This window comes from Janthinobacterium sp. NKUCC08_JDC, assembly GCF_019345575.1.
In the GTDB taxonomy this organism is placed as follows: Bacteria; Pseudomonadota; Gammaproteobacteria; order Burkholderiales; family Burkholderiaceae_D; genus Janthinobacterium; species Janthinobacterium aestuarii.
In genome coordinates this window covers 364,715-379,700 of the sequence record NZ_JAHKQW010000002.1, presented here as the reverse complement: position 1 = coordinate 379,700, position 14,986 = coordinate 364,715, and the positions used below count along the sequence as shown (strand labels likewise).

Genomic DNA, 14,986 nt, shown 5'->3' with positions numbered 1-14,986 from the left:
CGGTTGAATTCGTGGGGCTGATTATGACAGCCCGGATTTGGAAAAGGACTTGCCGTACGTCAGATACATATAGCGCAAGGTCAGATACAGCACGGCCAGGGCCAGTTCGACGCTGTGATGCATCATCGGCATGGCGCGGATGGCCGGGGCGTGGCCGGCCAGCACGACGCTGGCGAGGGACGGCACCAGCACCACCGGCCAGATCGTCTTCCATTTGAAATCGGTGGGGGAAAACAGCAAGCCGGCGCACGACCAGGCATACAGCGCGGCGCCGACGAGGGCGGCTGGCAGCTGCTGCACATACAGCAAGGACAGCAAGCCCGCGCAGCCGATCAGCCATGCGGCGCGCAGGCGGGGCAAGAGCGCCTCGGGGAAGCCGCAATCGCCATACAGGCCGGTGGCGCAGCGCAGGGACAGCGCTGCCAGGCAAAACAGCATCGGCATGGCATCGCCGATGGCCAGCGCCGCCGGGCCTTTGCCACTCATGAACATGGCCGCGAACAGCGACAGGCCCAGGCACAGGAGCAGCAGCATGCCATGCAGCAGCTGGCGGTTCATCGCATACGCGAGCAGGGCGGACGCGCACAAGCCGGTCGCGGTAACGAGGCGCATGGTGTCGCTGCGCTCGGGCAGGAACAGCAGCAGTGCCAGCACGATGTAGGGCGCGATCCAGCCCAGTTGCCGCAAGCCGGGCCGCTGCCACAGCGCGGGCAGGCGTTCCTGCAGCGCTTCTTGCATTGCTTCCAGGCGCGCGAACAGGGGCGCCGGCCAGCGCAAGGCATGCATGGCCAGCAGGGAAAAGGCCAGCGCCTGGAAGCCCAGCAGGCTGGCATAGGCCGCCATGTCGCCGAGCTTGAAGCCGGCCGCATCGAGCACGCCCGCGAGCATGAAGTGCAGCACGAAACCGAGGCCGCCCGAGGCCAGTGCCGTCTGCTTGAAGTAGCGCTTCGCATGGACGGCGTGTTCCCACCGTTCGAACAAGTCCGTATCGAGTTTGTAAGCGAGCATCTCGCCGTGCTGCCAGCGTATCGTTTGCAGCAGTTCGCGCAGCTGCAGCGTAAATTTTTGGTCGAACAGCTGGCGCGCGTAGGCCGAAGGCGACTGCTGCGACATGATGCAGCCCAGGCCCGGGTAGCTGTCGCGGTTGTCGCTGAAGTGGGCGAACGAGCGGTCGGCCCGGTAGCGCTGCACGGCGCTGCGCACCAGATCCCCATGGCTGCGCGCCAGGTAGGAAAAATCGCGGTCCCAGCCCAGTTGCTCGAACAGGGCCTGGCGCAGCGCCAGGTCATAGCCGGCGCTGGCGCAATAGCGCAGCGCGCACAGGTCGAATTCCTCGCGCACGTCGAGGTTGAGCATGGCGTCGTCCTGCAGGATGCCGGCCAGTACCTCGCTGGCATCCGCATGCCGCGACTGTTCCAGGAATGCCTGCCACAGGCTGGCCGCTTCCTGTGCCGGATCGATGGCGACCACACCCCATAGTTCCTGCGGCGGTGCGGGCTCCCGGGCAATGACGCCCCACAGTTCCGCAGGCGGCTCCTGCGCTTCCTGCGCGGGTTCGTCGATGACGCCCCACAGCTCGGCCGCTTCGATGGCCGGCGCTTCTGGCGCTTTGACCTCTTGCGGTTCCGGAAATTCCTCGGCAAACAGGTGCGCATGGCGCAGCGCGTATTCATATGCGTCGCGCAGCTCCTGGAAGGCTGCAGGATCGTCTTCGGGACGCGTCACCTTCAGGCGCTTCGCATACGCGCGCTTGAGGGCGCGTTCGTCGCCGGTCGGCTCCGTGCCCAGGATTGCCCACAGGCTGCGCTGTCCCTTGTCCATGCCGCCGTCCATTTACAGGAAGCTCTCGCTCTCGACCTGGCGCAACACGTCATCCAATGCCTGGCGGGCCTTGCGGATGGTGTTCGGGTCCTGCGTTTCCAGCGCGGCCTGGAAGTTGGCCGTGTGCGCAGCCAGGTACTGGCGCACGTCGCCCAGCGACTGTTCGTACAGGCGGTCGGCGCGTGTGACCAGGGTGCGGTTTTCCAGCTGCTCGCGCGGGTGGATCTTCAGGTCGGCCAGTTCCGCAAAGCGCTGCTCGATCTGCTCCGGCGTCATCACGCCCGCGTTGTCGCTGATAATCATCTTGTGGCGTTCCTGCGTGGCCAGTACCGTCACTTCCGCTTCCAGCACGCCGCTGATGTCATAGGTGAAGCGCACGTCGATGCCGATCTCGCCCGCTTTTTTCGCGGGGATCGGGAAGCTGATCTTGCCGAGGAAGACGTTGTCGGCCACCAGGCGCGACTCGCCCTGGAAGATCGCCACGTTGATTTCCTTCTGGTTGTCGTAGATGGTGGTGATGTTTTCCGTGCGCGAGACGGGCACCACGGAATTGCGCTCGATGATGGGCAGGTAATGGCCGCCTTCATACTGGTTCGCACCGACCTGGCGCGAAATGGAAATGCCGAGCGAGTATGGCGCCACATCCGTCATGACCACTTCGTCGAGGGCCGCGTCGCGCATTTTCAGGCCCGCCTGCACGGCGGCGCCCAGCGCCACGGCTTCGTCCGGGTCCAGGTGGATGGCGGGGAAGCGGCCGAACATGCGCGACACGAGTTTGCGCACCAGCGGCATGCGCGTGGCGCCGCCGGCCAGCACCACTTCATTCAATTCCGCAGCGCGGATGGTGGCGTCGCGCAGCGCCCGTTCCACGGGCAGGCGCAGGCGAGCCAGCAGCGGCTCGCACAATTGCGCCAGCTTGTCTTCGCCGATCTCCCAGCTGTATTCCTTGTCCTGGTAGCGCGTAGCCATGCGCACGGACGGCTGCTCCGACAGCAGGCGCTTGACGCGCTCGGCCTCATCGCGCAGCAACTGCTGCTGGCGCGGGTCGAGCAGGCGGCTGCCGACGGCGTCGCGCAGGCCGCTGCCTTCCAGGAAGGCGTCGACCAGCACGGTAACGAAGTCTTCGCCGCCGAGGAAATTGTCGCCGGCCGATGCGCGCACCTCCATCACGCCTTCGAACAATTCGAGAATCGACACGTCGAACGTGCCGCCGCCCAGGTCGAAGACGAGAAATTTGCTTTCCTGTTCCTTGTCGCGGATGCCGTAGGCCAGCGCGGCGGCCGTCGGCTCGTTGAGCAGGCGCTCCACGCGCAAGCCCGCCAGCTGGCCGGCGATGCGGGTGGCTTTGCGCTGCGCATCGCTGAAATACGCGGGCACGGTGATGATGGCTTCCTCGACCTTGTGGCCGAGGAAGGCTTCGGCATCTTCCTTCAGCGCGCGCAGCACCATCGACGACAGTTCTTCCGGCCGGAATTGCTGCGTGCCGAGGGTGATCTTCTTCTCGCTGCCCATGTAGCGCTTGAAGACGGCCGCCGTCAGCTGCGGGTGCGTCTGCAGGCGCTCGCGCGCGGCGCGGCCCACCAGCACGGTGCCGTCGTCATCGATGCTCACGCACGACGGCGTCAGGTGCTCGCCGAGCGCATTCGGGATGATGGAAGCCTTGCCGTCGCGCCAGATGGCGACCAGGCTGTTGGTAGTGCCCAGGTCGATGCCGATGATCATCAGATATCCGCCTCCGCCTCATTGCCGTGTTCTTCGATCCAGGCGCGGCGTCCTGCCGCTTCGCCCTTGCCCATCAACATATTGAAGCGCAAGGCCGAAGCCATGTGATCGACTTCACCGAGCGTGACGGGCAGCAAACGGCGCGTGTCCGGATTCATCGTCGTTTCCCACAGCTGCTCGGCGTTCATCTCGCCCAGGCCCTTGAAGCGCGAGATCGACCAGGCGCCCTGTTTCACGCCTTCCTTGCGCAGCTTGTCTTCGATGGCCACCAGTTCGCCGTCGTCGAGCGCATAGATTTTCTGGATTGGCTTCTTGCCGCGCGCGGGCGCATCGACCCGGTACAAAGGCGGGCGGGCGATGCAGATGTGGCCCTTGTTGATCAGGACCGGGAAGTGCTTGAAGAACAAGGTCAGCAGCAGTACCTGGATGTGCGAGCCATCCACGTCCGCATCGGACAGGATGCAGATCTTGCCGTAGCGTAGGCCGGACAGGTCGGGTGTATCGCCCACGTTGTGCGGGTCGACGCCGATGGCCACGGCGATATCGTGGATCTCGTTATTGGCGAACAGGCGGTCGCGGTCCGTTTCCCACGAGTTCAAGACCTTGCCGCGCAGGGGCAGAATCGCCTGGAATTCCTTGTCGCGGCCCATCTTGGCCGAACCGCCCGCCGAATCGCCCTCGACGAGGAACAGTTCATTGCGCGCGATGTCCGACGATTCGCAGTCGGTCAGTTTGCCCGGCAAGACGGCGACGCCCGACGATTTTTTCTTTTCCACTTTTTGCAGCGAGCGCTGGCGCGACTGCGCCTGCTTGATCACCAGTTCGGCCAGCTTCTTGCCGTAGTCGACGTGCTGGTTCAGCCACAGTTCCAGCGGCGGCTTGGTGAAGGTCGACACGAGGCGCACGGCGTCGCGCGAGTTCAGGCGCTCCTTGATCTGGCCCTGGAATTGCGGGTCCAGCACTTTCGCCGACAACACGAACGAGGCGCGCGCGAACACGTCTTCCGGCAGCAGCTTCACGCCTTTCGGCAGCAGCGAGTGCATCTCGACGAAGTTTTTCACGGCGCCGAACAGGCCGTCGCGCAAGCCCGATTCGTGCGTGCCGCCATTCGAGGTGGGAATCAGGTTGACGTACGATTCACGCACGATGGCGCCTTCTTCCGTCCACGCCACCACCCACGCCGCGCCTTCGCCTTCGGCAAAGCCTTCCGAGTCCGGACCCGCGTATTGCGCGCCCTCGAACAGGGGAATCAGGGTTTCGCCATTCGATACCTGCGCCAGCGTTTCGGTCAGGTAGCCGCGCAAGCCTTCCGCGTACTGCCACGTTTGCGTGTCGCCCGTTTTTGCGTTGGTGAGTGTGACGGTGACGCCCGGCAGCAGCACGGCTTTCGAGCGCAGCAGGCGTTGCAGCTCCGTTTGCGAGATGTTCGGCGAATCAAAGTATTTTGCATCGGGCCAGGCCGTGACGCGCGTGCCGGACTTCTTGCCGTCGCGCGGGGCGGGGCGGGAATTCAAGGGCTCGATCACATCGCCATTCGCAAACACCATGTGGTGCAAGCCGTTGCCGTCGCTTTCCTTGCGCCAGACGGTGATTTCCAGGCGCGTCGACAGCGCATTGGTGACGGACACGCCGACGCCGTGCAGACCGCCCGAGAACGCGTAGGCGCCGCCTGAACCCTTGTCGAACTTGCCGCCCGCGTGCAGCCTTGTAAACACGATTTCCACGGTCGGCACGCCTTCTTCCGGGTGCAGGCCGACGGGAATGCCGCGGCCATTGTCTTCGACGGTGATGCTGCCATCCGTGTTTTGCGTGACGGCGATGTGCGTGCAATGACCGCCCAACGCCTCGTCGGAGGCATTGTCGATCACTTCCTGAATGATGTGCAGCGGATTTTCAGTGCGGGTGTACATCCCCGGGCGCTGCTTGACGGGTTCCAGTCCTTTCAGGACACGGATGGATGATTCGCTGTAGTCGGATGCTGGTTTTTTAGTGGCCATACGTGTTCAAGCTAAGTAAAGACAGTGGTTGGAACGCCAGGTCAGGGCACTGCGGGCGCAATGACAGCGGCGGCGATAACTGTATGAATATACAGTATATCCCGTCCAGCGTCACTGGGGGAGGGCAGTGCGGCAGGCCAGGCGTCCTTGTGCGGACGCTCGCGCATTCTATCTTGATCGGCGGGCAATAGCGCTACTCCAAGGCAACAACAGTGCGCCGCGCGCGTGGTTTTGCGCCAATTGTGATGGATTTTATGTGGTAAAGCCCCCGTTTTTACATCTTGTTTACATGCGCCTCCCCAGTCTTTACGAATTTTTTAGACCCTTTTGGCTAATCTGCTCACTATCAAAACAAACCTGAATGAGGGTGGGAATGGATCTCGTGTATCTCGGCTTGATTGCCGTGTTTTTCGTCCTGGCGGCCGGCTTCGCCGTCGCCTGCGACAAATTAGGGAGCGTCAAATGAACGCGTTTTATGTGCTGGGCGCCGTCGTCTCGGCTGGTTTGCTCGTCTACCTGCTGGTGGCGCTGCTGAAGGCGGAGGAACTGTGATGACGACGCAATCGATACTGTTATTGGTGGCTTTCCTGGCCGTGCTGCTGGCCGCCGGCTATCCGCTGGGCCTGTACATGGCCAAGGTGGCCGGCGATGCGCCCGTGCGCGGCCTGGGCTGGCTGCAAAAGCTGGAAAACCTGCTGTACCGCTGGTCCGGCCTGCCCGCCGACAAGGCCATGGGCTGGAAAAGCTATGCCATCGCCCTGATCGTCTTCAATACCGTGGGCGCCGTCTTCGTCTACGGCCTGCAGCGCCTGCAGGGCTTTTTACCGTTGAATCCACAGGGCCTGGGCGCCGTCAGCCCCGATTCCTCGTTCAATACCACCGTCAGCTTCGTCGCCAATACCAACTGGCAGGGCTATGGCGGCGAACAGACCATGAGCTACCTGACCCAGATGCTGGGCATGGCAGGCCAGAACTTCTTTTCGGCGGCCACCGGCATCGCCGTGATCTTCGCGCTGGTGCGCGGCTTCGCCTCGCGCTCGGGCAAATCGATCGGCAATTTCTGGGTCGACCTCGTGCGCTCGACCCTGTACATCCTGCTGCCGTTGTCGCTGGCCCTGTCCGTCGTCTTCATGGGCGAAGGCATGATCCAGAATTTTTCCGCCTACAAGGAAGTGACCCTGCTCGACCACGTGGCGTATGAAACGCCGAAAATGACGGCCGACGGCCAGCCCGTGCTGGATGCGGCCGGCAAGCCTGTGATGGAAGCGCAAGTGGCGACGACGCAGACGATCGCCATGGGTCCCGTCGCGTCGCAGGAATCGATCAAGCTGCTGGGCACGAATGGCGGCGGCTTCTTCAACGCCAATTCCTCGCACCCGTATGAAAACCCGACCGTGCTGTCGAACTTCCTGCAGATGCTGGCCATCTTCATCATTCCCGCCGGCCTGTGCTTCACCTTCGGCCGCATGGTGGGCGACCTGCGCCAGGGCTGGGCCGTGCTGGCCGCCATGACACTGATCTTCGTCCTCATGACGGCCGGCGTGATGAGCGCCGAGCAGCAAGCCAATCCATCCTTGCAAGCGCTGGGCGTGGACCAGCAGGCCAGCAGCCTGCAATCGGGCGGCAATATGGAAGGCAAGGAAACGCGCTTCGGCATTAGCTCCTCGACCCTGTTCGCGGCGGTGACGACGGCCGCATCGTGCGGCGCCGTCAATTCCATGCACGACTCGTACATGCCTTTGGGCGGGATGGTGCCGCTGCTGCTGATGCAGTTCGGCGAAGTGATTTTCGGCGGCGTGGGCACGGGCCTGTACGGCATGCTGATGTTCGCCATCCTGGCTGTCTTCATCGCCGGCCTGATGATAGGCCGCACGCCTGAATACCTGGGCAAGAAAATCCAGGCCTATGAAATGAAGATGGTCTCGCTGGCCATCCTGATCACGCCAGCCCTGGTGCTGACGGGCACGGCGATCGCCGTGATGGTCGAACCGGGCAAGATCGGCGTGGCCAACCCGGGCGCGCACGGTTTCTCCGAAATCCTGTACGCCTTCACGTCGGCCGCCAACAACAACGGCAGCGCGTTTGCCGGCCTGTCTGCCAACACGCCGTTCTACAACGTGATGCTGGCGATCGCCATGTGGTTCGGCCGCTTCGGCGTGATCGTGCCCGTGCTGGCGGTGGCCGGTTCGCTGGCGGCCAAGCAGCGCCTGTCGGCCAATGCCGGCACCATGCCCACGCACGGCCCCATGTTCATCGGTCTGCTGATCGGTGTCGTCGTCCTCGTCGGTGTATTGAATTACGTTCCCGCGCTGGCCTTGGGCCCGATCGTCGAACACCTGCAACTTTTCATCAAATAAGAGGCTACCATGTCACGCACAAGCCTGACTTTGTTCGATTCCGCACTGATTGGCCCCGCCGTCGTCGATGCGTTCAAAAAACTCGACCCCCGCACGCAGTGGCGCAGCCCCGTGATGTTCGTTGTCTACGTGGGCAGCATCATCACGAGCCTGCTGGCGACCCAGGCCGGGATCAGCGACGGCCAGGGTGAAGCGCCATTCGGCTTCATCGTCGCCGTCGCCGTGTGGCTGTGGTTTACCGTGCTGTTCGCGAACTTCGCCGAAGCGCTAGCCGAAGGCCGCAGCAAGGCGCAGGCGGCCTCGCTGCGCGCCCTGAAGCAAACGGTGATGGCAAAGAAAATGCAAACGCCGAAATACGGCACCTCCTGGCTGCCCACGCCGGCCACCGACCTGCGCAAGGGCATGACGGTGCTGGTCGAAGCCGGCGACGTGATTCCCGCCGACGGCGAAGTGACGGCCGGCGTGGCTTCCGTCGATGAAAGCGCCATCACGGGCGAATCGGCGCCCGTTATCCGCGAATCGGGCGGCGACTTTTCCGCCGTCACGGGCGGCACCCGCGTGCTGTCGGACTGGCTGCTGGTGCGCGTTTCCGTCAACCCCGGTGAAGCCTTCATCGACCGCATGATCGCCATGGTCGAAGGCGCCAAGCGCCAGAAGACGCCGAACGAGATCGCCCTGACGATTCTGCTCGTGGCCCTGTCGATCGTCTTCCTGATCGTCACCGTGACCCTGCTGCCGTATTCGCTGTTTTCCGTGGCGGCGGCCGGCAGTGGCACGCCGGTGACGATCACGGTGCTGATCGCGCTGCTCGTGTGCCTGATTCCGACCACCATCGGCGGTTTGCTGTCCGCCATCGGCGTGGCCGGCATGAGCCGCATGATGCAGGCCAATGTGATCGCCACGTCGGGTCGCGCCGTGGAAGCGGCCGGCGACGTGGACGTGCTGCTGCTCGATAAAACGGGCACCATCACCCTGGGCAACCGCCAGGCGTCGAGCTTCGTGCCTGCGCCCGGCGTGACGGAGCAGCAGCTGGCCGACGCGGCGCAGCTGGCCTCGCTGGCCGATGAAACGCCGGAAGGGCGCAGCATCGTCGTGCTGGCCAAGCAGAAGTTCAACATCCGCGAACGCGAAATGGCCAGCCTGCACGCTACCTTCGTGCCCTTCACGGCGCAAACGCGCATGAGCGGCGTCGATATCGCGGGCGAACAGCAGGTGCGCCAGTTGCGCAAGGGCGCGGCCGATTCCATGAAAAAGTATGTGGAAGCGCTGGGCCAGCCGTATCCCGATGAAGTGGCGCGCGCCGTCGACGATATCGCGCGCCGCGGCAGCACGCCGCTGGTGGTGGTCGACGATGGCCGTGTCATGGGCGCCGTGGAGCTCAAGGATATCGTCAAGGGCGGCATCAAGGAGCGCTTCGCGGAATTGCGCCGCATGGGCATCAAGACCGTCATGATCACGGGCGACAACAAGCTGACGGCTGCCGCGATTGCGGCCGAGGCGGGCGTGGATGATTTCCTCGCCGAAGCGACGCCGGAAGACAAGCTCAAACTGATCCGCAGCTACCAGTCCGAAGGCCGCCTGGTGGCGATGACGGGCGACGGCACCAACGATGCGCCGGCGCTGGCACAGGCCGACGTGGCCGTGGCCATGAATTCGGGCACGCAGGCGGCCAAGGAAGCGGGCAATATGGTCGACCTCGATTCAAATCCGACCAAGCTGCTGGAAATCGTTGAAATCGGCAAGCAGATGCTGATGACGCGCGGCTCGCTGACGACGTTCTCGATTTCGAACGACATCGCCAAGTACTTCGCCATCATCCCGGCCGCCTTCGTGGGCACCTATCCACAGCTGAAGGCGCTGGACATCATGCACCTGGCCAGCCCCGCCTCGGCCATCATGTCGGCCGTGATCTTCAATGCCCTGATCATCGTCGTGCTGATTCCGCTGGCCCTGAAAGGCGTGCAATACCGGGCCATCGGCGCGGCCAGCCTGTTGCGCCGCAATCTGCTGATCTATGGCCTGGGCGGCATTGTCCTGCCCTTCATCGGCATCAAGCTGATCGACATGCTGCTGTCCGCACTCAATTTAGTCTAAAGGAACCATCATGAGCACCATCGTACGTCCCGCCCTGGTCCTGTTTGCCGCGCTGACCGTGATCTGCGGCGTCGTCTATCCATTCGCCACGGCCGGCATCGGCCAGCTGGCTTTCAGCGATGAAGTCAACGGCAGCATCGTCGAGCGTGGCGGAAAACCCGTCGGCTCGACCCTGATCGGCCAGTCCTTCACGTCGCCCAAGTACTTCTGGGGCCGTCCATCGGCCACCGCGCCGATGGCGAATAACGGCGCCGGTTCGGGCGGCTCGAACCAGGGGCCGACCAATCCGGCCCTGGCGGACGCCGTCAAGGCGCGCATCGCCGCCCTGAAGGAAGCCGACCCGGGCAACCGCAATCCGATTCCCGTCGACCTGGTAACGGCGTCGGGCAGCGGCCTGGATCCGGAAATCAGTCTGGCCGGCGCCTTATATCAGGCGCCGCGCGTGGCCCGCGTGCGTGCCATGCCGCTGGCGCAGGTGGAAAACGCCATCGCCAAGGTGCAGAAAACCGCATATATCGGCTTTTTCGGCGAACCGCGCGTGAATGTCCTGGAACTGAATCTGGCGCTCGATGCGATGGCAAAGTAAGATGATACCGGGGTCAGACCCGTCGGGTCTGACCCCAGCCCTTGTTCTTGGGCTAATCGACAATTAAAAGATGCCCATGCTCCCCAACGACAGCCAACGCCCCGACCCTGATGCCCTGCTGGCGCAAGTGCAGGCGCAGGAAAAGAAAGCCGCGCGCGGCCGGCTGCGCATCTATTTTGGCGCCTCGGCCGGCGTCGGCAAGACGTATGCGATGCTGGCGGCCGCGCGCAAATTGCTGGCCGATGGCCAGGACGTGCTGGTGGGCGTGGTGGAGACGCATGGGCGCCAGGATACGGCCGCTCAGCTTGACGGGCTGCCCGTGCTGCCCCTGAAGGCCATCGAGTACCGGGGCAAGACCCTGTACGAGTTCGACCTCGATGAAGCGCTGCGCCGCGCGCCGTCTTTGATACTGATGGATGAACTGGCCCACTCGAACGTGGCCGGCTCGCGCCATCCGAAGCGCTGGCAGGATGTCGAGGAATTGCTGGCGGCCGGCATCGACGTGCTGTCGACCGTCAACGTGCAGCACCTGGAAAGCCTCAATGACGTGGTGGGGGGGATCACTGGCGTGCGCGTGGCCGAAACCTTGCCCGACACGGTATTCGACCGCGCCGATGAAGTGGTGCTCGTCGATATCCCCGCCGATGAACTGCTGCGCCGCCTGAAGCAGGGCAAGGTGTATCAGCCGTTGCAGGCCGAGCGGGCGTCGCAGCATTTTTTCCGCAAGGGCAATCTGATCGCCCTGCGCGAACTGGCCTTGCGCCGCACGGCGGACCGGGTGCAGGACGACGTGCAGGCTTACCGCGTCGAGAAATCGATCAACCCCGTATGGAAGACGGGCGCCGCGCTGCTGGCCTGCGTGGGACCGCACGCGGGGGGCGAACACGTAATCCGCAGCACGGCGCGCCTGGCCAGCCAGCTGAATGCGGAATGGCATGCGCTGTACGTGGAAACGCCGCGTTTGCAGCGCCTGCCGGCGGGCCAGCGCGAACGTATTTTGAAAACCCTGAAACTGGCGCAGGACCTGGGCGCGCGCACGGCCATTGTGCCGTCCGCCGACATCGCCGGCGCCGTGGTCGAGTATGCGCGCAGCGCGAATATCTCCAAAGTCATCGTGGGCCGTGGCCGCGCTGGTGTGCTGGCGCGCCTGTGGCAGGCGCCGCCGGCCGCGCGCATGGCCAGTCTGGCGCCCGATATCGATCTGATCGAGGTGGGCTTGCCGCCAGCCGATGCGGCGCCCCGGCGCGCAAGCGGCGACGATGCGGAAGCGCCGCGCCGGTCCTCGCGCCATTGGCGCTACATCGTGGCCGCCGGCGTCAGCCTGGCCACGGCCCTCGCCTCGGTTCCATTACAGCCTTATCTTGACCTGGCCAATATCGCCATGCTGTCCCTGCTGACGGTGGTGCTGGTGGCCGTGCGCCTGGGGCGCGGGCCGGCGGCGCTGGCCAGCCTGGTGGGCGTGGCCAGCTTCGATTTCATCTTCGTGCCGCCCCGTTTCTCGTTTGCCGTGGGCGACTTCCAGTATGTGATCACGTTTGGCGTGATGCTGGCCGTGGGCCTGATCACGGGCCACCTGACGGCCGGCCTGCGCTTCCAGGCGCGCGTGGCCTCGCACCGCGAAGCGCGCGCCCGCGCCTTGTACGAATTTTCGCGCGAGTTGTCCGGCGTGCTGCAGACGGAGCAGATTTTCGACATCACGAAAAGCGCCATCGAACGGGCTTTCCGCGCACGTGCCACCTTGCTGCTGCCCGATGACGAAGGCAGCTTGCAAGCTGCGAACGGCGGCGAGGCGCTCGATATCGGCATCGCCCAGTGGGCCTTCGACCATGCGCAGGCGGCAGGCACGGGTACCGACACCTTGCCGGCGTCGCCCATTTTCTACCTGCCGCTGATCGCACCGATGCGCACGCGCGGCGTGCTGGCGCTGTTGCCGCTCGAGGGCGCGCAGCGCGGACGCTGGCTGCTGGTGCCGGAACAGCGCCAGCACCTCGATACCTTTGCCGCGCTGGCGGCCATCGCCCTCGAGCGCGTGCACTACATCGACGTGGCCCAGGGCGCGCTGCTGCAGATGGAGTCCGAGCGGCTGCGCAATTCGCTGCTGGCGGCCCTGTCGCACGATTTGCGCACGCCCTTGACATCGCTGGTGGGCCTGGCCGAATCGCTGGCCCTGTCGCGGCCCGCGCTGTCGCCCGCACAGCTGGACATGGCGCGCTCGCTGCAGTCCGAAACCGTGCGCATGAGCGCCCTGGTGGCGAACTTGCTGGACATGGCGCGCATCGAGAGTGGCCAGGTGCGCCTGAACCTGCAATGGCAGGCGCTGGAAGAAGTGGTGGGCAGCGCGCTGCGCGCCAGCGGTCCGCAATTGCAGCAGCATGCCGTGCAGACGCAGCTGGCGCCAGACTTGCCGCTGGTGCGCTACGACGCCGTGCTGGTCGAACGCGTGCTGTGCAACCTGCTGGAAAACGCGGCCAAGTACACGCCGCCAGGCAGCACTATCACGGTCGCGGCCGGGGTGCACGGCCAGTTTTTGCAGGTGACGGTGTTTGACAACGGCCCGGGTTTGCCGCCCGGCCGCGAAGAAGCCATCTTTGAAAAATTTACGCGTGGCGAACGCGAATCGAACAAGCCGGGTGTCGGCCTGGGGCTGGCCATTTGCCGCGCCATCGTCGAAGCCCACGGCGGCACCATCCACGCGCAGCCGCACGCGCCGGGACAGGGGGCCGCCATCGTCTTCAGCCTGCCGCTGGGAACGCCGCCGGCGCCGCCCGAGCTCGAGTTCGATGACGCCAACGACCATGAAACAGGAAAACCAATATGAACGAACCTTCCGCCACCGCCTTGCTGGTCGAGGATGAGCCGCAAATCCGCCGCTTCGTGCGCGCCGCGCTGGAAGACGAGGGCTGGCAGATTTTCGAATCGGCCACCATGCAGCGGGGCTTGATCGATGCGGGCACGCGCCGGCCCGACCTGATCGTGCTGGACCTGGGACTGCCCGATGGTGATGGCATCGATTTCATCGCCGACATCCGCAAATGGTCGGCCGTGCCCATCATCGTGCTGTCGGCGCGGGTCGACGAGCAGGACAAGATCCGCGCGCTCGACGCGGGCGCCGACGATTATCTGACCAAGCCGTTCGGCGTGGGCGAATTGCTGGCCCGCGTGCGCGCCACCTTGCGCCGACAGCGCCAGCCCGCCGCCAGCGACGATGGCGTGGTGCAGTTCGGCGACGTGCGCGTCGACCTGAAGGACCGCCTGGTCACGCGCAACAAGCAGCTGGTGCACATGACACCGACGGAATTCCGCTTGCTGTCCGTGCTGGTGAAAAACGCGGGCAGGGTGGTCACCAATCCGCAACTGCTGCGTGAAGTGTGGGGGCCGTCGAACAGCGAAAACGGCCATTACCTGCGCATCTACATGGGCCATCTGCGCCAGAAGCTGGAAGCCGATCCGGCCCAGCCGCAGTACCTGCTGACGGAAACGGCCGTCGGCTACCGGCTGCTGCTGCCGCTCTAGCCAACTTTATATCCCCTGTTTGAAAACAGGCGCCGCGCGCGCCAGGGGGACGCTTTACTTAAAATTTTTGCAGCGATTTTTTGCAGCGGCGGGCCAGCTGCGCCATGTTGGCAAAGGCCCATACCACCGATGAAGAAGAACAACCATGAACAAAATGCTACTTGCACTTGCCGTCGCCACAGCCTTGACGGGCAGCCTGGCCCACGCGGACGAGGCCAAGCCCGATAATGAAGTGAGCTTCAACGTGGCCGGCGTATCCGACTACCGTTACCGCGGCATCTCGCAGACGCGCTTGAAACCGGCGCTGCAGGGCGGCGTCGACTATGTCAACAACCCCACTGGCCTGTACGCGGGCGCCTGGGCCTCCACCATCAAGTGGACCAAGGACGCGGGCGGCAGCGGCGACGTGGAAGTGGACCTGTATGCGGGCAAGCGCGGCCAGTTGGGTAGCGATGTTGGCTATGACGTGGGCGTGCTCGCCTATGTGTATGCGGACAACGGCTTGAAGCACGTCGCCGGCCTGGCCGACGCGGACACGCAGGAAGTCTACGGCCAGCTGTCGTATGGCCCTGCCTACGTCAAGTATTCGCACGCCGTCTCGAACCTGTTCGGCATCGTCAACAGCAAGAACAGCGGCTACCTGGACATCGGCGCGAATATCGATCTGACGAACGGCTGGACCGGCAACCTGCACGCGGGCCACCAGAAGGTCAAGAACAATGATGCATCGAGCTATACGGACTGGAAAGTGGGCGTCACGCGCGACTTCGGCATTGTTTCGGGCGCGCTGGCCGTGATCGGCACGAACGCGGGCAAATCGGCCTATGCCTCGCCCGTGAATGGCAAATTCATGGGCAAGACGGCGCTGCAGCTGACGGTCAGCAAGACGTTTTAAT

At 64.3% G+C, this 14,986-nt stretch carries 10 protein-coding genes; 7 read left to right on the top strand and 3 right to left on the bottom strand.

Annotated features, from left to right (window positions below):
• Positions 1–21: 21 nt before the first annotated feature.
• From KO538_RS07740 to KO538_RS07730, 3 genes are read right to left on the bottom strand one after another with little or no spacing between them, the layout of a single operon-like run.
• Positions 22–1,821, bottom strand: a complete 1,800-nt coding sequence (locus tag KO538_RS07740) for a J domain-containing protein (RefSeq protein WP_219327943.1) — start codon at positions 1,819–1,821, stop codon at positions 22–24.
• 12 nt (positions 1,822–1,833) lie between these two features.
• Positions 1,834–3,543, bottom strand: a complete 1,710-nt coding sequence (locus KO538_RS07735) for a molecular chaperone HscC (RefSeq protein ID WP_070301169.1) — start codon at positions 3,541–3,543, stop codon at positions 1,834–1,836.
• Positions 3,543–5,540 (bottom strand): DNA topoisomerase IV subunit B, encoded by a 1,998-nt coding sequence (locus tag KO538_RS07730; protein WP_139090723.1) that lies wholly within the window; start codon positions 5,538–5,540, stop codon positions 3,543–3,545. The genes KO538_RS07735 and KO538_RS07730 overlap by 1 nt, the downstream gene beginning before the upstream one ends.
• Before the next feature lie 462 nt (positions 5,541–6,002).
• On the opposite strand from KO538_RS07730, the gene kdpF reads away from it, so the two are divergent.
• The 7 genes from kdpF to KO538_RS07695 all read left to right on the top strand — a co-directional run bounded on the left by kdpF (position 6,003) and on the right by KO538_RS07695 (position 14,985).
• A complete protein-coding gene (gene kdpF, locus KO538_RS07725) occupies positions 6,003–6,092 on the top strand; it encodes a K(+)-transporting ATPase subunit F (RefSeq protein WP_034746483.1) in 90 nt (29 codons plus the stop codon).
• Positions 6,092–7,897 (top strand): potassium-transporting ATPase subunit KdpA, encoded by a 1,806-nt coding sequence (gene kdpA / locus KO538_RS07720; protein ID WP_219327942.1) that lies wholly within the window; start codon positions 6,092–6,094, stop codon positions 7,895–7,897. The genes kdpF and kdpA overlap by 1 nt, the downstream gene beginning before the upstream one ends.
• A 9-nt stretch (positions 7,898–7,906) precedes the next feature.
• On the top strand, positions 7,907–9,991 hold the full coding sequence (gene kdpB / locus KO538_RS07715) for a potassium-transporting ATPase subunit KdpB (protein ID WP_219327941.1): 2,085 nt from the start codon (positions 7,907–7,909) through the stop codon (positions 9,989–9,991).
• 10 nt (positions 9,992–10,001) lie between these two features.
• Positions 10,002–10,577, top strand: a complete 576-nt coding sequence (gene kdpC / locus KO538_RS07710; protein WP_219327940.1) for a potassium-transporting ATPase subunit KdpC — start codon at positions 10,002–10,004, stop codon at positions 10,575–10,577.
• A 76-nt stretch (positions 10,578–10,653) separates the two neighbouring features.
• Entirely contained in the window at positions 10,654–13,395 is a 2,742-nt protein-coding gene (locus KO538_RS07705; RefSeq protein WP_219327939.1) for a DUF4118 domain-containing protein, read from the top strand.
• Positions 13,392–14,090, top strand: coding sequence for a two-component system response regulator KdpE (kdpE, locus tag KO538_RS07700; RefSeq protein WP_034746496.1), 699 nt, complete (start codon positions 13,392–13,394; stop codon positions 14,088–14,090). The genes KO538_RS07705 and kdpE overlap by 4 nt, the downstream gene beginning before the upstream one ends.
• A 145-nt stretch (positions 14,091–14,235) precedes the next feature.
• Positions 14,236–14,985, top strand: coding sequence for a TorF family putative porin (locus KO538_RS07695; protein ID WP_219327938.1), 750 nt, complete (start codon positions 14,236–14,238; stop codon positions 14,983–14,985).
• Position 14,986: the final 1 nt, after the last annotated feature.

Excerpts from the sequence above, each read along its gene's own strand:
- KO538_RS07740 (WP_219327943.1), bottom strand. The coding sequence starts at position 1,821 with ATGGACAAGGGACAGCGCAGCCTGTGGGCAATCCTGGGCACGGAGCCG.
- KO538_RS07735 (WP_070301169.1), bottom strand. The coding sequence starts at position 3,543 with ATGATCATCGGCATCGACCTGGGCACTACCAACAGCCTGGTCGCCATC.
- KO538_RS07730 (WP_139090723.1), bottom strand. The coding sequence starts at position 5,540 with ATGGCCACTAAAAAACCAGCATCCGACTACAGCGAATCATCCATCCGT.
- kdpF (WP_034746483.1), top strand. The coding sequence starts at position 6,003 with ATGAACGCGTTTTATGTGCTGGGCGCCGTCGTCTCGGCTGGTTTGCTC.
- kdpA (WP_219327942.1), top strand. The coding sequence starts at position 6,092 with ATGACGACGCAATCGATACTGTTATTGGTGGCTTTCCTGGCCGTGCTG.
- kdpB (WP_219327941.1), top strand. The coding sequence starts at position 7,907 with ATGTCACGCACAAGCCTGACTTTGTTCGATTCCGCACTGATTGGCCCC.
- kdpC (WP_219327940.1), top strand. The coding sequence starts at position 10,002 with ATGAGCACCATCGTACGTCCCGCCCTGGTCCTGTTTGCCGCGCTGACC.
- KO538_RS07705 (WP_219327939.1), top strand. The coding sequence starts at position 10,654 with ATGCTCCCCAACGACAGCCAACGCCCCGACCCTGATGCCCTGCTGGCG.
- kdpE (WP_034746496.1), top strand. The coding sequence starts at position 13,392 with ATGAACGAACCTTCCGCCACCGCCTTGCTGGTCGAGGATGAGCCGCAA.
- KO538_RS07695 (WP_219327938.1), top strand. The coding sequence starts at position 14,236 with ATGAACAAAATGCTACTTGCACTTGCCGTCGCCACAGCCTTGACGGGC.